General features: G+C 63.1%; 12 protein-coding genes. 7 read left to right on the top strand and 5 right to left on the bottom strand.

The genetic code is table 11. The features are described from left to right. The first annotated feature begins 461 nt into the window (after positions 1-461). The 5 genes from SM418_RS09450 (at position 462) to SM418_RS09430 (ending at position 13,676) form a co-directional block, all read left to right on the top strand. Positions 462-5,153, top strand: coding sequence for a DEAD/DEAH box helicase family protein (locus SM418_RS09450; RefSeq protein ID WP_371940319.1), 4,692 nt, complete (start codon positions 462-464; stop codon positions 5,151-5,153). Continuing rightward, the gene (locus SM418_RS09445; protein ID WP_371940320.1) at positions 5,153-6,991 is read left to right on the top strand and encodes a UvrD-helicase domain-containing protein; all 1,839 of its coding nucleotides are present in this window, start codon (positions 5,153-5,155) and stop codon (positions 6,989-6,991) included. Before SM418_RS09450 ends, SM418_RS09445 begins: the two co-directional genes overlap by 1 nt. Before the next feature lie 2 nt (positions 6,992-6,993). Further along, entirely contained in the window at positions 6,994-10,176 is a 3,183-nt protein-coding gene (locus tag SM418_RS09440) for a helicase-related protein (RefSeq protein ID WP_371940321.1), read from the top strand. After that, positions 10,173-11,936, top strand: coding sequence for a DrmB family protein (drmB, locus tag SM418_RS09435; protein ID WP_371966054.1), 1,764 nt, complete (start codon positions 10,173-10,175; stop codon positions 11,934-11,936). Before SM418_RS09440 ends, drmB begins: the two co-directional genes overlap by 4 nt. Positions 11,937-12,704: 768 nt before the next feature. Continuing rightward, positions 12,705-13,676: a hypothetical protein gene (locus SM418_RS09430; RefSeq protein WP_371940322.1), complete on the top strand. Its 972-nt coding sequence runs from the start codon at positions 12,705-12,707 to the stop codon at positions 13,674-13,676. A 93-nt stretch (positions 13,677-13,769) separates the two neighbouring features. Here the strand turns inward: SM418_RS09430 and SM418_RS09425 are convergent, their stop codons facing one another. Then, positions 13,770-14,426 carry a KpnI family restriction enzyme N-terminal domain-containing protein gene (locus tag SM418_RS09425; RefSeq protein WP_371940323.1) on the bottom strand — a complete coding sequence of 219 codons (657 nt, stop codon included), beginning with the start codon at positions 14,424-14,426 and terminating at the stop codon, positions 13,770-13,772. A 142-nt stretch (positions 14,427-14,568) separates the two neighbouring features. Between SM418_RS09425 and SM418_RS09420 the strand changes: the two genes are divergently transcribed. Continuing rightward, the gene (locus SM418_RS09420) at positions 14,569-15,327 is read left to right on the top strand and encodes an NgoMIV family type II restriction endonuclease (protein WP_371940324.1); all 759 of its coding nucleotides are present in this window, start codon (positions 14,569-14,571) and stop codon (positions 15,325-15,327) included. Between the two features lie 32 nt (positions 15,328-15,359). Here the strand turns inward: SM418_RS09420 and SM418_RS09415 are convergent, their stop codons facing one another. Together SM418_RS09415 and SM418_RS09410 are read right to left on the bottom strand one after the other, a co-directional pair. Further along, positions 15,360-16,172, bottom strand: coding sequence for a hypothetical protein (locus SM418_RS09415; protein ID WP_371940325.1), 813 nt, complete (start codon positions 16,170-16,172; stop codon positions 15,360-15,362). Positions 16,173-16,279: 107 nt separating this feature from the next. Then, positions 16,280-16,705: a very short patch repair endonuclease gene (locus SM418_RS09410; RefSeq protein WP_371940326.1), complete on the bottom strand. Its 426-nt coding sequence runs from the start codon at positions 16,703-16,705 to the stop codon at positions 16,280-16,282. 326 nt (positions 16,706-17,031) lie between these two features. Between SM418_RS09410 and SM418_RS09405 the strand changes: the two genes are divergently transcribed. After that, positions 17,032-18,132, top strand: coding sequence for a DNA cytosine methyltransferase (locus SM418_RS09405; RefSeq protein WP_371940327.1), 1,101 nt, complete (start codon positions 17,032-17,034; stop codon positions 18,130-18,132). Positions 18,133-18,187: 55 nt separating this feature from the next. Here the strand turns inward: SM418_RS09405 and SM418_RS09400 are convergent, their stop codons facing one another. Then, on the bottom strand, positions 18,188-18,388 hold the full coding sequence (locus tag SM418_RS09400; protein WP_371940328.1) for a helix-turn-helix domain-containing protein: 201 nt from the start codon (positions 18,386-18,388) through the stop codon (positions 18,188-18,190). A gap of 11 nt (positions 18,389-18,399) precedes the next feature. Beyond that, on the bottom strand, positions 18,400-18,966 hold the full coding sequence (locus SM418_RS09395) for a hypothetical protein (protein WP_371940329.1): 567 nt from the start codon (positions 18,964-18,966) through the stop codon (positions 18,400-18,402). Positions 18,967-19,059: the final 93 nt, after the last annotated feature.

Raw genomic sequence — 19,059 nt, 5'->3', positions numbered from 1 at the left:
GGATGGGTTCGAGCCGCAAAAGTGTCATATATGTGGAAAGTTGGAGCACCATCCCGTGAACACGACCACTGAGAGTCCTGGGTCCTAGAATAGTTTCTTAACTCTAGATTCAACCTGCGAGTCACGGCAGGGACGGCGATAAGCTTCCGCTGCCGATGTCGACTTTCGAGAGATCCACCTAAAATTCGCCGCACCTTCGAAACCGCCGCACGCGATCTGCGCAGGACTCTTCGAGGCCCCTCGAGGGGCGTCGCAGACATACGGAACAGGGCACCTGGCACACGAGAGCAGCCCTAGCCCCCAACCAAATCGCTATTTTGTTCGATTCCAGCTAGTGCGGCTCTAAGTCGTGAGAACGTGGTCCGCGGTCATCCGGCATGGCCTACAAGGCGTCTAGAGAACATCGGTGGTAGGCCGTAAGGTCTCCTCACACTGCGACCACGGGGGAAGGAACCGCGCACATGACCATGACGGGTGGCGTGCCGATCGTTCGTGACGGCTGGGGTGGCCCTGACACCGCCGTTTCCAAGGTCGTCCTCGAGCAGTCCGCTCGGTGCCTGGAGTCCTACGATGCGAATCCGACCCTCATCGAGGAACACGCGAACATCGAGCGATCCACCACCCAGGGCGGGTACGGCCATCGTCAGCTCTATGAACTCGTCCAGAATGGAGCGGACGAACTCCAAACGGAGCCGAGCGGCGGCATTCACGTCGTACTAATCCGAGAGACGCTCTACTGCGCGAACGCAGGAACTCCGATCACGCCCGACGGCGTGGAGACGATCCTTGCCTCTCACCTCTCCCGCAAGCGAGGGACGGAGATCGGCCGTTTCGGCTTGGGCTTCAAGTCGGTGCTGAGCGTCTCGGACCGGCCACAGTTCTTCAGCCGCAGCGGATCCTTTGGCTGGGACGCTCGCCAGGCGAGGACACGAATTCGCGAGCGAGTACCCGGTGACGGCCCCACTCCGGTTCTGCGGATGGCGCAGATCCTCGGCGCGGAGGCCGAGCGAGCAAACGATCCGACCCTCGCGGAGCTCATGGAGTGGGCGGCCACCGTCGTCAAGCTTCCGTTGCTGGAGGGGCACGCCCAACGCCTAGCCGAGGACATCGACTCGTTTCCTGACAGGTTCGCGATCTTCTCTCCGCATGTTGGACGGCTGGTGCTGGAGGACAGGAGGCACCCCGGAGCGCCGCTGCGACGGGAGATTCGAGTCGAGGGCGGGGGCGACCGACGCTCGCTGACCACCCTTGAGGCTGGCGAAACGCGAACCACCGAGTGGATGGTCTTCGAAACGACCCACTCCCCCTCTGAGGCGGCCAAGGAGAGCGCAGGCGAGTACCACGGTCGAGACCGCATCCCCCTTGCCTGGGCGGTTCCCACTAGTGGCAACCCGGGACCGGGCGAGTTCTGGGCGTTCTTCCCGACCACTTATGCCACAACGCTTCGCGGCGTGCTGAACGCGCCGTGGAAAACGAACGAGGACCGGCAGAACCTGTTGAAGGACAGTCCCTTCAATGACGAGCTCATGGAGGTCGCGGCCGAACTCATCGTCGAGTCGCTTCCGAGGCTGTCCCCGCCGGACGACCCGGCGAGGCATCTAAGCCTGATCACGGCCCGCGGCCGTGAGGCCCGGAACTGGGCGGACAAGATGCTCACCGACCTGCTCTACAAGGAGGCCGCTCAGAAGCCTTCTCTACCGGACCAGGATGGAACTCTTCGCCGTCCATTCGAGATCAAACTTCATCCGGACAAGCTCAAAGCGACATGGCTCACCCGCTGGGCGGACTATCCCGGGCGCCCAGCGGACTGGTGCCACCGCTCCATCGAGGACACCACGCGCCGATCAAGGGCCGAGGTCATCATGGAGCAGGCCGGTCGGGGGCCGGCGAACGTTAAGCTCTGGCTGGAGGCCCTCGTTACCGACGGGTCTGTGGAGTCCTCTGCGGTCGCCCTGTCGATCGTCGCCGAGATGGTGCAGGAGGGGCACGAGTACGCCGACATGGCTCGTCAGGCATGTGTCCTACGCACCGAGAGCGGTCTGATGACGGCTCCAATGGCCGATACGGTGTTTCGGCGGACAGAGCTCGATATCGGGGCGACTGAGATCCCGTTCGTTGACCCAAGTCTGGAGGAACTCCCGGGTGTAGGGCAGTCGCTCTCCGTCCTTGGGATCCGGGAGGCGGACGCGACCGGGCGTTTCGCCGCTCTCACGCGTAAGGGCTTCGAAGGCTACAAGGCACAGGACTGGGATCGTTTTTGGGCCTTCTCTCGCGCAGCCGATGTTCAACAGGTCGTCCAAATCCTCCGTCGTCAGCGAGTGGACGTTAAGCACTTGCGCGTTCGCACGTCGGCGGGCGACTACCGCTTCCTAGAGCTCTGCCTGCTTCCGGGCAAGGTCGTTCCAGGGGACAGCATTGAAGACGCCGCAGCCGTGGTCGATACCGAGTTCCATCGAGACGACCTGGGAGTTCTAAGCGCCCTGGGCATGACCGATGCCGCCCGCGTCGATCGGGACCCCTCCCAGCAAAGTTGGTACACCGAGTACTGCCGACAGATGGTCGACCTCTACTACCGGCAGTTGCCCGCCGATGTCGGCAGGCCACAAAAGCAAAGCATCATGATCTACGGCCCTCCTATAGCCGGACCGCTGGAGTTTCTGACTCGGCTGAGCCGACCGGCACGGGCGAGATTTTTGGATTCGATACCTGCGGCGGGTCTTCAGGCTCACTGGCAGGTACGTGCTCGAACCCGGCGTTCCGACCCACCACTTACGGTGCAGTCGCCTCTCGTCTGGATGCTGAAGCGTCACGGGGTTCTTGCGACCTCGCAGGGCCTCAAGGATGTAGACGTCTGTGTAGGAGGCGGCCTGGTCGAACACCGTGATGTGCTCCCCGTCGTACAAGCCGATGCAGCGCTCGCCGCCGTGCTGTCGCTGCCTGACACGCTTGACAAGATCAGCGGCTCGCAATGGCTCAGGCTCCTCGGCGAGGTCATGAACTGGGAAGAGGACGAGCGCCTAGGCGACTTTTACGCTCTGGCGGCGACGCAGGTGGGCGCCCCCGACGAGATTCGATGCCGCACGTCTACTGGCTTCGAGGTGCGAGATCCAGCCGAGGTGGCAGTTGCTGCAGAGCGGACTCAGTTCGGGCGTCTCGTGGCGCACGGCGTGCCCACCGTACTGGCCCAGGGAGCCGAGGCCGCCTCTCGTCTCGTGGAGTCCTGGGGGATGGTGGCCTTCGCCGACGCGCTGGTCACCGCATTGCGAATGGTTCCCACCGGACCGCGCACCGCGCTTGAGGATCTTTATCCCCAGTTGCGTCTGCGCCCCGACCGACCGCTGCGCGGCCTCGACCTGCAGCGTTGCGTCGAGCTGGAGGAACTCGTCCAGACTGGGGACGGCCAGTTGGCCAGCCCGCTGACCATCGGTCAAGAAGGGGAGACCGTTTACTACAGCGGAGGAGACGACGACCTTCTCCTGCTGCGGGAGATCAATAATCTGATCGGGCTCGGGCTCTCGGACGAGCGAATACGGGAGGTATTGCGGCACCGTGAAGAGCATCGTCAGACCCGTCGCATCGTCCAGCTGCGTCGCAAGGGAGACGACATCGACAGATTCGCGGCGATGCTACTGGGTCCGGTGATCAAAGGAAGGCTCCCTCAGGGACTCGTCGAGCATGTCGAGCGAGCGGAGGGCCGGAAGGCCGATACGCGGACATTGGCGGAACTCGCCTTTGTGGTCCATGGCCGATCCGGTGTGCTGCGTGCCTATCGGGCCGAACTCGAAGAAGAGGGATTTACTCTTCCGGCCCAGCTGGCTGGCGGTCACTCAGCCAGGAAGTTCGTCGCGGACCTGGGATTTCCGGCCGTATTCGCCGGGCAGAGCACACCGTCGCTTGAACCGCGGCTCATGGTGGACGGCCCGGTCGACCTTCCGCCGCTCCACGATTACCAAGAGCAGATGGTCGCACGCATGGTGGAGGTCCTGCAGAGCCGACCTCCGCAGCGAGGGATGTTGAGCCTCCCGACCGGAGCGGGGAAGACTCGAGTCGCTGTCGAAGCGACGATCCGTGCTCTTCGCGCTCTGCCGGAGACCGAGGAATCGATCCCCCTGCTCTGGATCGCGCAATCAGCCGAGCTGTGCGAGCAGGCGGTGCAGTCCTGGCAGTTCGTCTGGCGCGCCATCGGTCCCGCGAAGCGTCTGGCGATCAGCAGGCTCTGGGAGAGCAACGAGGCCGATCCCGCGCCGTCCGGTTATCACCTGGTCATCGCGACCGACGCCAAGCTCGACAGCGTGATCGAGTCTGCCGAGTACGAATGGCTGCGCGTTACGCAGGCGGTCGTCGTCGATGAGGCCCACACATCGATCACGACTCGCTACACCAAAATCCTCTCCGCCCTGGGGGTGACCCGGCATCGCACTCGGTGCCCGCTGATCGGTCTCAGCGCCACTCCCTATCGAGGGAACAACAAGCAGGAGACCGATCGACTCGTCGCCAGGTACGGTCACAACCGTCTCGATCATGACTCGTCGGGCATCCCCGTCCTCGGCGAGAACCCCTATCCCGTTCTCCAGGACCTCGGGATCCTGGCCAAGGTGCGACACGTGAAGCTGCAGGGTGCAGACCTGGAGCTCGACCCCGCCGAACATGAGAAGTTGACGCGACTTCGTCATCTGCCTTCGAGCGCCGCACGGCGGCTCAGCCAGGACACGACCCGAAACACAATGTTGCTCGATCAGATCGAGGGCCTTGCCCCGGAGGGGCCCGTCCTACTGTTCGCAACGTCCGTTGACCACGCGTTCACCATGGCGGCGCTGCTCACGAGGAGAGGTGTCTCGGCAGCGCCTATCTCCAGCGGCACGGATCCCGCGGTTCGGCGCCAGGCCATCGAAAGCTTCAAGCGCGGAGAGGTTCGCGTACTGACGAACTACGGCGTCCTACACCAAGGCTTCGACGCTCCCGCAACCCGCACCGTGATCGTTGCAAGGCCCACCTACAGTCCCAACGTCTACCAGCAAATGATCGGTCGTGGCCTCCGCGGACCGAAGAACGGCGGCAAGGACGAATGTTTCATCGTCAACGTCGCCGACAACGTCTTGCAGTACGGCGAGGAACTGGCGTTCCACCAGTTCGAACATCTATGGAAGCAGTAATGACTCCGCATGACACCCCCCTCACCGCGGAACAACTCGAGATCGTCGAGCAGCCGTGGGACGCCCGACTACTGGTCACAGCCGCTGCCGGCACCGGCAAGACGTACTGCCTGATCGAGCGGGTGACGGCGCTCATCGACGATCACGAACTCGACGCCGCCGACATCCTCGTCCTCAGCTTCTCTCGTGCCGCGGTCAGGGAGATCAAGGATCGGTTGGCCGTACGCGGGGGAAACGCCCGAGACGTGGACGTGCGCACGTTCGACTCCTACGCCACGTGGCTCCTTTCGGAAGTCGACCCGGACGGCGCATGGCAGGGCACCGGCTACGAAGGGCGGATTCGCACGGCCGTCCGCCTCATGGGTGAAGACGAGCACGCGGCGGAGCTCGTCGCGGAGATTCAGCATGTCGTCGTCGACGAGGTTCAAGACCTCGTGGAGGCTCGTGCAGACCTCGTCAAGATGCTGTTGGAGAAGGCCGAAGGCGGCTTCACCTTGCTCGGTGACCCGGCACAGGGGATCTACAGCTTCCAGGTGGAAGACCGCGACGAACGCATGCGGGGCGCTGCGGGACTCTACGACTGGATCCGGTCCACGTACGGCGACGAGCTGACTGAAGCGACACTGACGGAGAACTTCCGGGCGCGCGAGCCAGAGACACGCGTAGCGTTGCCTTTTGGTCCGTTGCTCGGCAAGGTCGACGCCGACTACGCCTCCGTCCAGCGGGACCTGCGCACCGAGTTGCTTGCAGGCCCCGGATACCTGGGGACGTTGAAGGACGCAATCCCCGTCCTGTTGGACATGACGACCCCGACGGCGATTCTCTGCCGCAACAACGGCGAAGCCCTGGCGATCTCTCGTGAACTCCACAATCGCGGTGTGCCGCACCGGCTGCAGAGGTCGGCGCAAGATCGCGTCGTGCCCCCCTGGGTGGCGTCGCTCTTCCTCACGTTCGATTGGCCCCGTCCGTCACGCCAAGACGTGATGCGTCAATTGGAGACAACAACGCATGGGGCGGGCTTCGCGCCGGATCTCGTCTGGAAGCTGCTCAAGCGCATGGACGGCAACCCGGCGAACCAAGCGTCCCTGGACTTGTCGGAGATCAAAAAGAGACTTTCTCAGGGAACTGTTCCGGACGAACTCACGAGGCAGACGCCGGCGCAGCTCGTCGTCTCCACGATTCACCGGGTCAAGGGGCTGGAGTTCGATCAGGTCGCGATTGTTGATCCGGGTGACCCGAAGGACGACGCCGTCGAGCAGGCTGAAGCAGCACGACTTCTCTACGTCGCCATGACCCGGCCGCGCGATCGGCTCATGTGGACGAAGCCGGTGGGCTCGCTGATCAAGGGACGTCTCGTCAAACTTCTCCACGAGCGGTGGGCCGAGTGCGGTTACGGACGGCACAAGTACTCCCGGTTCGGTATGGAGATCAGCGGCGATGATGTCCACGCCCTGGATCCGGCCGGAACGATCGGCTACCTCTCGGATCCGCGACGCGTCCAGACGTACCTCGCCACCAAGGTGCCGGAGGGCGCCGAGGTCACGCTGACGAAATTGGACGAAGCGGAGTCGGTGCCCCGTTACGACATCCGGCACGAGGGTGTGCACCTCGGGATCACCTCTGAATCTTTCGGCCGTGCTCTCCTGCAGACGCTGCGGGCGACTCCGAAATGGGAGATCCGACGCGTACCGCTGGCCATCCACGACGTGTGGATCGACGGCATCGAGACCGTCAGCGGTTCGGAAGCGTCGAGTAAGAACTCCAAGCTGGGAGAGTTCGGCGTTTGGCTCCGTCCTCGCCTCACCGGATTGAGCCGCTTCGTCTGGAAGGAAAAGTGACCATGGGGGCAGACGTCCGCGAGGCCCACTACGGCTTCCGTGCCGAACTGGTGAACCGGCTCGCCGCGGATCTCATGGGCCCCGAGGACCCCACAGCAGTAGAGGTGATCACAGACCGGCCGATCACCAAGTACGCGGCCGGCGTTCTCTTTCCCCAGTCGAAGCAGGACCTCGGCGAGGAGGAGGCGCTGGACGACGAACCCGAGGGTCGGCGACGGGATGTCGATTCCTCGGCAGACCCGGCCATTTCACTGGCCAACGTTCGCTACCCCTCGTCCATGGGCATGACCTTCGCGGTCGACGGCAAGATCACCGACACCGTCACAGTTGCGATCGACGCGGCTCGATACGTCTCCGAGAGCGCTATCGTCAAGATCAAGAAGGGCGGCGCGGGAGACGGCGCTGAGAGATGGCATCGGGTGCCGCAGAAGATCCCGTTCCAGACGATCGAGGTCACCAGACCGGGAGACCAGCGGCGAACTCTCATTGAGGGCCTGGAGCTCTTCGTCCGAGTGAGGCCGGCCGACCGCGCCGGCCGTGTGTCGATCACAGTGAGCCTGGTTAATCGACTTCAGGCCGCCCCGGGGGCAGACCGTGACTCGGTTGCCTTCTTCCAACCACGGCTGACCGTGACTGGGCCGGCCGGCACTGCCCCGTTCGTGGAACGCCCTGCCCCAGGTGCTCCAGAGAGCGACAAGGAGATCGAGTCCTACAGGCTTCTCTACCGTCACGCACCGACCTATGCGGTGGGGCATGGTTGCTCGGCCGAGTGGGACGCCGTTAGGACCAAGGTCAACTCCACTAGGAGGGTCGCAGGGGCATCGACGATCCGTACAACTTTCGTGCCCCGATACGACCTCTGGCTAGCGGATTCCAATCCGGCCATCGACACCGAACGTCTCGGCATGCACTACCTGGCCACTGCTTCGACAACGGATGTCTCCACCGCCCTCCAAGACCTGGTCAACGGATACCGCTTCTGGATCGAAGAGCGCCGTGGCGAAGCGGGGACTCTGCCCGACGCAGACCTCATCCGCATCGCGAACGAGCACTTGGATCTCTGCGTTGAAGCCTGCGACCGCATGGCGGACGGGATCACGGCCCTGTCCGAGGCAAAGGCGATGCAGGCCTTCCGCTTGGCCAACCAAGCCATGGCGATGCAACGAGCACGCACCGAATGGTTGAGGAGTTCCGACCGGACCTCGGAAGAGCCGGATGAGACCCAAGGCGCCTGGCGCCCGTTCCAAATCGCCTTCATCCTGCTCTCCCTCCGTGGCATCGTGGACGAAAGCTCACCCGACCGTGGCATCGCCGACGTCCTTTGGTTCCCCACGGGTGGAGGTAAGACGGAGGCGTATCTGGGTCTCATCGCCTTCACCGTCTTCATGCGGAGGCTCCGGGACCCGGCACTCGGCGGAGGCATGACCGTCCTCATGCGCTACACGCTGCGGTTGCTCACCGTTCAACAGTTCGAACGGGCAGCCCTCCTCATCTGCTGTATGGAGTACCTCAGACAAGCTCAGCCCAATGTGCTCGGCCGTGATTCCGAAATATCGATCGGCATGTGGGTCGGCGAAGCCTCGACTCCCAACTCTCTCAGCACGGCGAAGACCTCATTGCGGAAGCTCGCCAGGGGCGAGCAGATCCAAGAGAAGAATCCAGTGCAGGTCCGCGCCTGTCCGTGGTGTGGGACGGAGCTCGACCACCGCAAATACTCGATATCCAAGGACCGACTCGTCATCGCCTGTAGAACGAGTAGCTGTTTCTACGCTTCAGGGCTCCCGGTCCACGTGGTCGACGAGACCATCTATGAGGCGCGGCCGACCCTCATCATCGCGACCGCGGACAAGTTCGCCGGCATCGCCTGGAACCCCAAGATCGCAGCCCTCTTCAACCTCACGTCTCCTGAACCGCCGCCTGCTCTGATCATTCAGGACGAACTCCACCTCATCTCCGGTCCGCTCGGTACTCTCGCCGGCCTGTACGAGACCGCGATCGACATGGCCGCCGAGCGTCCGAAGATCATTGCGTCCACGGCCACGATCCGACGCGCCACAAGGCAAGGACACAGCCTTTTCGATCGTGAGGTACGGCAGTTCCCACCGCCTGGCCTCGACGCCCGTGACTCCTACTTCTCGGTCGAAGCCCCGCCGGAGAACAAGGCCAGCCGACTATATGTGGGCCTCATGACGCCCGCCACGAGCCAGACCACCCTGCTGGTACGGGCCTACGCGGCTCTGCTGCACAACACGAAGGCGATCGGAGCCGACGAAGTAACGGACGCGACGCGCGACCCCTATTGGACGCTTCTCGGCTACTTCAACAGCCTTCGCCTTCTCGCGGGCGCGAAACTCCAGGTTCAGGACGACGTATCCGATCGGCTGGGCCTTCTGGCGACACTGTACGAAGAGGCGGAGCGTGAGATCCTCTGGGACATCGAGCTGACGAGCCGCGAGTCGTCGAGCGAGATTCCTCGCCATCTCCAGGACATGGCCAGATCTCTTCCCGATCAGGCCATCGATGTGATCCTGGCGACCAACATGATCTCGGTCGGAGTGGACGTCGACAGATTGGGGCTCATGGTCGTCATGGGCCAACCGCAGTCCACATCCGAGTACATCCAGGCCACCAGCCGCGTTGGACGCAAGCACCCGGGCCTAGTGGTGACGCTCTACAACGGGGCACGAGCCAGGGATCGGTCACACTACGAGAGTTTCCCGGCCTACCACTCGGCTCTGTACCGGCAAGTTGAGGCCACCAGCGTTACACCGTTCTCCGCACGTGCCCGTGACCGGGGACTCCCAGCCGTGATCATCGGACTGGCCCGGCTTCTCATCCCCGGGGCCCGCCCCAGGGAAGCGGCGGCGTCCATCGTTGATTTCGAGGAAGAGCTCAGGGGCCTTTGCGAGACGGTGTTGGCGAGGGTAGAGCGAACGGCCGGCCCCGTAGAGCGTGACGCGACAGCTCGCCAGATCGACGAGGTCATCGACCACTGGCTGGCGCGAGCGGAGGACGAAACCGAGCTGGTGTACGACGATCGCCGCACACCGGGCAACGGCCTTCTGATGGACGCCGGTCATTATGACCAGACAGACGATGCGATCGCGGACACCTTCCCGACGTTGCGGAGCTTGCGAGACGTCGATGTGGAGTCGAAGTTCTACCTGGACTGGGGGACCAAGTGAGAACCGGAAAGCCCATTGGGGGCGTGCGGCGAGCTCAACTGATCACCACTTACGGCGTCGGATCAATCGTGGCGGTCGAAAGCGAATCCTTCATGGTGGCGGGCATTGACCGCTGGCCTGACCTCGGGAGCACAGAAGGTTTGATAAAGGAGCCCCTACTCGAACGGAAGCTCCGGGTGGACGGCTTTCGTCTTCCGCCCGCGTTCGATCGAGACGGGTATGGGGACGTCCCGGTAGTACGGTTTCCGCAGTACCAGTCGTGCCCGAGTTGCAATCGTCTGGACAAAGCGCGTGCTTTTGGTGTTTCTCGTGGCCCGGCCAAGTGCAAGTCATGCGAACGCGACCTGGTCCCCTCTCGATTCGTAATGTGCTGCCCCAAGGGACACATCGACGACTTTCCCTATTACAACTGGGTTCACCAAAGCAACAGAGGACGCCATGTCGATCGTCACGCAATGAGGATCGAGTCCACAGGCCGCAGCGCCGCACTTCGCGATATCGTAATCTCGTGCGACTGCGGCGCAAGAATGACGCTGGAAGGCGCTCTGGGCCGGTATGCTTTGAAGGGGATCACTAGCTGCACTGGGCTTCACCCATGGCTCGATGGAACTATCACAGAGGCGTGCGAAGAGGATCCAAGAGCGATGCAGCGAGGAGCCTCGGGCGTCTGGTTTTCCGATGTCGTATCGGCCATCTCAATCCCCCCTTGGTCGGAACCTCTACAGAGCTTGATCAGCCGCCATTGGGAAATTCTGGCACACCTTGAAGGCGCGACACTGCGCAAGGTAATAGAAACAACGAGGATCGGAAGGCGAACCTCGTTCACAACTGATGACATCGTTCTGGCGGTGGAAAAGCGCCAACAGCAGGAAAGAGGGCTCCAAGATGACTCCGCCGTTGACATCAGAGCCGAGGAGTACAAGGCACTGAACAGGACGGTGGAAGAGAGCACCGACAAGCAGAAGTTCGTCTGCGTTCCTGCCATCGAAGAAGAACTCGATCCGACTCTGGCGATTGATAAGGTTATGAAGGTCAAACGCCTTCGCGAGGTGCGCGTCCTTAAGAGCTTCACACGTCTGGAAGCCCCAAGTCCGGTGACAGAAACGCGTCCACCGCTATATACGAACGACCCAGGCTGGTTGCCAGCGATTGAGGTGATCGGCGAAGGCGTCTTTCTACGTCTCGACCAGAAGATGCTGGCGGCTTGGGAACAGCACCCTGAAGTGATCGGACGAGCCGCAGAGACCGACATCGCCTATCGTAAACAGTTCGAGCAGTACGACATTGCTGTTGACAGGGAGATCACACCTCGATTGATGATGGTGCACACCCTGGCCCATGCCGTCATCAACGAGTGGGCCTTGGACTGTGGATACTCGGCGGCCAGCCTGCGCGAGCGCCTCTATGTCTCGGACAGCATGGCCGGCATCCTGATCTACACGGCCACGAGCGACTCGGCGGGTAGCCTGGGCGGAATCGTGGCCCAAGCAGAGTTCGGCGATCTCAGCGGATCTATCCGCCGCGCCCTGAACCGCATGACCTGGTGCTCTTCCGACCCTCTGTGCATCGAGTCACCGCCGTCAGGGCCGGGGAACCTCAACCATGCCGCCTGCCACGCCTGTGTGCTACTTCCGGAGACCTCGTGCGAAGAGTTCAACACCTTCCTCGATCGTGCACTACTCGTCGGCACGCCGGGCCAACCGGAACTTGGCTTCTTCGCAGCCGACCTCTCGGCGGCCGGCGCCGAGCCCGTGACATGACAACGAGGCCTGAGGCAGGCCAGTATTGAGAGTGACAGCACGTCTCGATCGGAGAGGGGGGTCGGGAGGGGCCTGGCAGGGCATCAGAACCTCCCGCCACATCCACTCCGACCGAGACGGCCGTCATGGCGTTGCCCTAGCGGAGCGTTTCAGCTTCTAGGCACGCCGCTTGCCGAGCTTCCGCAGGAAGCTCAGGGTCCAGGTCCGCCTGGCTCCGTCGGCACTTGCCGTGCGGCCCAGGCGGACCTGGTACAGCCTCCAAGGCCGGTGACGTCCTCGTCCCCCGGTCTTCAGGATTAGGCACAACTGAAGGCTCACGCTACTTCCTCTCCTATCCTCGCTCTTTGATGGCACGGATGACCGAACACCCATGCTTTGCGGGATTTCCCGCAGCAGGATGCATCAAACGTTAGGCCATCTGCGCCTTTCGCAACGTTTATGAGCTCTCCGGGCAGAGCTGTTTGTCGATGTCCTCTTCCATTCCCCCTGTCCGTTTTCCTGACCCGCGGATGCCTCGCAGGATCGCAGATACGAGCCCTGTACCACGCTTCTATCCACGGTACAGTACTGAACTGGACGCTACCGGAGGAGGAACCGTCCAGTCCAGCCAAGAACCGGGATTCCAATCGGTATGCAAGGTAGCCGCAGCATGCGGATGGGAACGGATGGGAACTCGACGCATTGGCCCGAACATAGTATTTCTCTGGCGCTTCGATCGGGCGTGATCTTGGTATAGAGTGACGAGCCAGAAAGGTGGAAGCACGAGGAGTGAGGGCTGTGGAGACGGGTCGGGAAGCTGAGCGCCGCGGACGGCGACTGCAACACCTGCAGGAGTTGGGCGACTTCTTCGATAACTCGATCGCCGCCTGCGAGGAAGTGCGTAGGACGGGCAATCGCAACCGACAGGCGATCCGGGTCCGCAACGGGTACATCACCAGCGACGACAAGGCGCCCTCACCGCCGCCGATCACACGACTTCTTCCTCCCCGCGGCATCCCGCTCCAGGTGCATCTGCTGGCCTTGTACCAAGCTCAGTGCCGGTACCCGGACGGAAGGCAGGTGGGCCCGAACGAACGCCCCGTACATCCCAACGGCCGGGAAAGAGCCATAAGCTGGTCCGACCTCATCCTCTCCGGCTCTGCACCTTCTGTCCGCACCAACCTGGCACGTCAGTTCAACAGCGCAGTGCTATTTTTGGAGCGGAACCGCCTAGTCAGGCTTCTCCGGACGGGCAACGGCCGGTTCGGCGGATTCCAGCTGCTGTACGAGGACGGCCGGTCGCAGAGCGACGCAGAGGAAAGCATGTCATACACCACACCTATGGCCGACGAGCACGCGGTGAGGCTTCCCTGCGAATTCTTCACCAAAGGGTGGGTGCATGTGCTCTCGCCAGCGGAGATTTCTGTGTACCTCATGTTGAGGCACCTTAGGGGTCGCTATTGGAGGGAGCACGATGAGAACGGGGTTTACGCGACCGACTCAGTCAGGAGAGCGGCTTACGGTGTGCGTCCCGATAGCTACGAGCGACACCGCGAACTCGCCGCCTATGGGCTGATCGAGACCATCCGAGAGTCAAGGCGGCGACCTGACGGCAGGATCGCCGGGTTCGGGAAAGTGGATGGGGCCGACCGGCCCAAGCCTTATAGGTTCAAGCTTGCCTCAGACTCTTGCTTCAAGCGCAACGCCCGGGAGGTTGTGATGTCGGCTCTCATGAGTCTCAGCTCTGTCCGCTCGGTCTAAGGCGTCGAGTAGTGAGCCGCCGCCCGACCGCGGGCGTGCCTCCGATCCCCCGGCTCGGACGGCGTGCCCTCTCCTTTGGGGAATGAGGGTTAGTCAATCCTCCAAGCGAGCCAGTCTGTAGAAGCCGGGTGAGAGGGTGGGGTCGTCTTCGTGGGTGCGGATGAGCCAGCCCTCATCGATGAGTTCGCGGATGTCCTGACGCCACGTCGGCTGACCGGCCACGCGCTCGAGCTTCTGCGGGCTGACCGGCCATGGGCTGAGGTGGAGCAGGTACTCGAGGACCCGCTCCTTTGAAGTCTTGCCCTTAATGGCGTCGGCGACCTTGTCACCCTGCGCGGCCTCTTCGCCGAGCTGGTCGCTGACGAGCCGATATTGATCTTTCTGAATCTCGGCGGACCATGTACCGCTCTCGACCGCCCAGCCGAAGGGATCACGAAGCTCCCGGACACGGCGGGTCCAAGCCTGGATGGCGGCTACGCCCTCCAGTGCGTCGGCGGGCACCGGTTCCCCGACATGGGTACGCAGGTAAGCAAGCAGGGCTGTACGAGCCGACCCTAGAAGGGCCTGGCGAACTCTGGCCGCAGCCTCGCGCGCTTCGGCCTGCCGCTCACCCAACTCCGCGGCCGAATCCAGCCACCGCGCCGCGGTCAGGTCCTCGCGTGGAGTGTTCCGCACCACCTCGAGCGCTCGCTCCAAGGCCAGCTCGATGTCACGGAGTTCCCTCTCGTACGAGCGTGATGCAGAGGTCATCGGGCTCTCGACTCCTTGGCTTCGAGTGTTCAGGCGGTGTCGTGACATAAGCACGACGAGTTGGGATTCTCAACGATACCCGCGGAAATCCGTTCCAGCGGGGCACCCCGGCGCCTGCCGTGGATCGCGTACGGTTCGAGGTGTGACGGCACCCTTTGCTCACGAGCTCCTCGGCTGGCGGAAGCCAAGGCAAGCAGATGGGCGTTTTGTCCCCAACTGCGCGGATTCAGATTCCGTTCAGTCCATCGCCCTCGCGGGCGGCATGCTCGCCGCATTGGGGATCCAGGCCGATGCCGGCCAGAAGGTGCCCACCGATCCTGGGCCTCGTCTAGAGGAACTGGTCCGGAGCGACCTGGCCGACGTTCTGGGGAGTGGGGACCGGAACCGAACATGGGACATCGCACGTGGGCGAGTCATCGCGGATTTTTCGCAGTATGAGCACCTCAAGCGCGTCGATAAAATGGTTCAAGACCACGCCGAGCTGCGCGTCACGCTCGGGCAGGACTATTTGATCAAGCCGGACGTCACCGTCGGCGTCGTCGATACGGACAATCTGCTGGAGAGCACTCCGTTCCTCCACGCCGCGGTCTCCTGCAAATGGACCATTCGGTCGGACCGAGTCCAGAACATCCGTCACGAGTTCAACCAGATGATCAGGCACCGACGTGGCAGACAACCTCACCTGGTGACGGTCACGGCGGAACCTCTACCGAGCAGGATCGCATCCATCACGCGCGGCACTGGTGAGATCGATGCCGTGTATCACATCGCCTTTGACGCCCTCGACCAGTCCGTGCGCGACAACGGCAATCCAGCGCAGAAGGCTGCGTGGAATGAGTGCGTCCAGCAGCGCCGGCTGCTCAGCTACCGGACCTTGTCCGAGACCCTGCTTCGCTGGTGACAATCGTGTAGGGCCGGAGCCCCGCCCGACTTTCACCCATTGGACCGGAGCAGCCTCGCGCCCACTTTGCGGATGTCGGAACGGGGGACGAGCCACACGGACCCGAACCGGTCTCTGCTAGGGAGTTCGATCGTCTCGAAAGTGAACGACGGCGATGCTCCGCCCAAGATCTGCTCGGCGAGGGGCTTCCGGCCAGCGGCACCGACCTGCTTGTACTCCGGGTTGCCGATGTAGAGGCTGATCGCGGTGCGCTCGTACCAGGCATCGACTCGGAAGAGTGCATCTGCGAGGGGATGGAACCGAACATCGATGCCCTGTTCTCGCAACACGGCAATGACGTGGAGCTCCCGGAGAACCGAGTAGTAGTAGTTGCCCACCCGCCACCGCATCGCCTGGTAGGTCTGTACTCGGCTGTACTCTGCTTCCAACTCGTTCCGCAGCTCTTGGGCGGGGTCCCAGAGCATCGCTCTGGCTCTGAGGTCGAAGTAACAGTGCCTGCGGAACTCTTGCCACGTGGGGACGTGACCGGTCGTCTCCAGGATGTAGTGGAACGTGTGTACGAACGCGTAGTCGGGATCCCAGTCGACGATGCGCCGTACCGACTCACCAGCCGTTCTCTTGATCTCGCCGAGTGCGTGCTCGTCCTTGTCGTCCAAGTCGCGTATGCGTTCGATGTCTTCGGGGCGGATCTCATAGAGGAACCGCGTTCGGTGAGCCAAGACGTCAGGAACGACCGTGTCCTTGCGCTTGCTGCTGGTCGTCCAGCTCTCGAACTCCACTCGGGCTCGGTTCGTGACCTTGAACATGGACAGGACTTCTTCGGCGGTGGTCACCAGCGAGGTCACAGCGGACACCTCGATCGACGGGAGAGATCAGGACCGACTTCCGGCCAACATATGCGATCATTCCCGACATTTCCCGATGCCGCCTCGGCTAGGGATCAAGCAGTATCTCAGCCGCCCCCGCGCACCTCCTTGGCGATACGCGCAGCCGCCTCACGAGGATCCTCGTGCTCCCAGACACGAATCGTTCGCCAACCGGCCTCGTGTAGCATCCGGTCGGTCTCCGCGTCACGTTCTCGGTTGCGGCGGACCTTCTCCGCCCAGTAGTCGGCGTTCGTGGCGGACTTCGTGTGGTGCTCCGGACACCCGTGCCAGAAGCAGCCGTCCATGAAGACGGCCACACGAGCTCTCGTGAAGACCATGTCGGCCGTGCGCCGCACGGAGGGCAGAGGTCGCAGCGAGACGCGGTAGCGAAGTCCGAGGGCATGGACCGCGCGCCGTAGAGCTAGTTCGGGCTTGGTGTCCCGGCTCTTGTTGCTCTGCATGCTCTTGCGCACGCCCGGGCTGGACGCCTTCAGTGGGCGAGGGACGGACATGACACCACCGTACGAGTGGTCGCCAGGGTATGCGCGACGATCCCTCGAGCCGAGATCTTCGGAATGTAGTGCCGCCCGTGTGCCGTGCGGAGGCACGCGAGTGGGATTGACGAGTCGGACCGGGCTCGTGACACTGAACGAGTCGCTTGCTGCGCCTACCTTCTCGGAGGGCGGTCGATCCGATCGAGTCGAGAGTGCTCTCGATTCTGTCGCACCCCTGGTGTTGAGTGTTCAGACGGCTCCTGTCGGTCACCTCCACGGTGTCGGAAGTGAGACTCGTGAGGCACTGGTAGTTTCATGGATGTAATTCCGTCACGGAGGTGACTTTGGCCAGGGGGGTCATCCGCACCGTCGACCTGTTCGCAGGCGCAGGCGGACTGAGTCTGGGCTTCGAGCTCGCAGGCAAGGGCTATCGACCCGTGTTCGCCGTCGAGATCGATGAAGCGGCGGCCCGGACGTTCAAGCGGAACTTCGACTGTGACGTCTACTCGGGTCCCATCGAGGTCGTCGACACGTTTCCGAGCGCCGAGGTGATCATCGGCGGACCGCCCTGCCAGGGCTTCAGTCCACTCGGGCGGGACCGGGACGACGCAAGCCGAGCACAGCTCAACGAGCTGTGGCAGCAGTACCTCCGTGCTGTGCGCCAGGTCAAGCCGCAGGCGTTCGTGATTGAGAACGTCCCCGAATTTCAGAAGTCCGCCCAGTTCGGGAAACTTCTGCAGATGATGGACGAAGACCCTGTGCTCAAGGAGTACGGCTATGGGTACGGCGTCCTGAACGCAGCTGACTACGGCGTTCCGCAGAGGCGGCGTCGCGGTATCTTCATCGCGGTCAAGGGGATCCCCGAGGTCCCGTGGCCCCCACCGCCCACTCACGGTCCCGACTCTGAGGGGCAGCAACCGTACGCCACTCTCCGCGATGTCATCGCGGACCTGCCGGCGTACCCAGAGCTCACGGACATCGAGTTCAGCGACGACGGCAGCCAGCACCTGCACTTCCGCCGCAACCCGACGGAGAAATCCCTCGCGAGGTACCGGGCGATCCCCGAAGGGGGCAACCGCTTCGACCTACAGCGCAACAGGCCCGACCTACTGCCCGACTGCTGGAAGAACAAGCCGACCGGCACGACGGATGTCATGGGCCGGCTCTGGTGGGACAAACCCGGCTTCACGATCCGCACGGAGTTCTACAAGCCGGAGAAGGGGCGCTACCTACACCCCACCGCCGACCGGCCGATCACCCACCGTGAAGCCGCTCGCTTGCAGTCCTTTCCCGACGAGTTCGTATTCGAGGGCAGCAAGATCCAAGTTGGTCGGCAGATCGGAAATGCGGTGCCACCGGGCCTCGGGACGGCCATCGCTCAGTACGTTCACGAGCTGGCCTTCGCCCTAGACCGTACGAAAGTGGAGCGGAGTCGTCTCTTCTGACGCCGCCGCACGTTCGAGAGCACGTCTACGGCATGAATTTACCGAGTCCACACATTCAAGCATCGTCCTTGCCGGCCACGAGGCGTTGGAGGTCGGCGGTGACTACTCGGTAGGTGGCGCCTATGCGGATGACCTTGCAGGGGAAGCGGTTCTCGCGAGCGAGCTGGTAGGCGCGGGTTCGGCCAAGGCCGAGGGCTCGGGCGGCGGTCTCGATGGTCGTTGTGGTGGGGAGGGCGGCGAGTTCCTCGTGGGTCATCGGCTCCATGCTCAGGCCTCCGGAGTGTTCGTGCGGCGGGTACGGAGGAAGCGGCTTCGCTCGCCGGTAGGAGGCGGTGCGAGAAGCGTCGGATCGGTGATCGGTCTGGGGAAGTCGTTGGCCGCCGCTGCTACACCGGCGTCGTCCACGCGTGTTCTTCCATCGATCGTTGGGGGTGCTTCACGTCCGTGGGCTACGCGGGAGTGGACGGCGTTGATGGTCGATTGGGCTTCGCTGAGGGCCGCGCAGAGAGCTCGGGCGTGCTGCCTGGCTTCGGCTAGAGCTTGGCCGTGGCGGCTAAGGACGTCGGCGAGGTCTTCGGGCTGGTCGTGACCGAGACGGTCGGCTTGCAGTTCCCGGAGGAAGAAGCGGTTGATCTGGTCGAGCACCTGATCGAGGCCATAGGTGGCTGCACTGAGGTGGCCGAGGATGGTGTACGCGGTGCCGGGGAGGGTGAGGCTCGGAGGGCCAGCCGTGGCGTGGTTGAGCTGGCGGACGTGTTCGTAGAGGTTGCTCGCGAGGTCCGCCGTTTGGTCGTCGTTACGAGCGGCAGCGGGAGCCCGCCTGTAGTCGGTCATGTGAATGTGTCCTTGTAGATACGAGGCCCGCTTGGGGGCTGTGGTCGGTCATGGCTTTGCCTCTCTTGCGTGTTGGTCGTGAGGTGGTGCAGC

This window comes from Actinomadura chokoriensis, from assembly GCF_041463665.1.
Lineage (GTDB): Bacteria > Actinomycetota > Actinomycetes > Streptosporangiales > Streptosporangiaceae > Spirillospora > Spirillospora chokoriensis_A.
The sequence above is the reverse complement of the archived record's forward strand: the minus strand, read 5'-3'. Positions and strand labels throughout refer to the sequence as shown.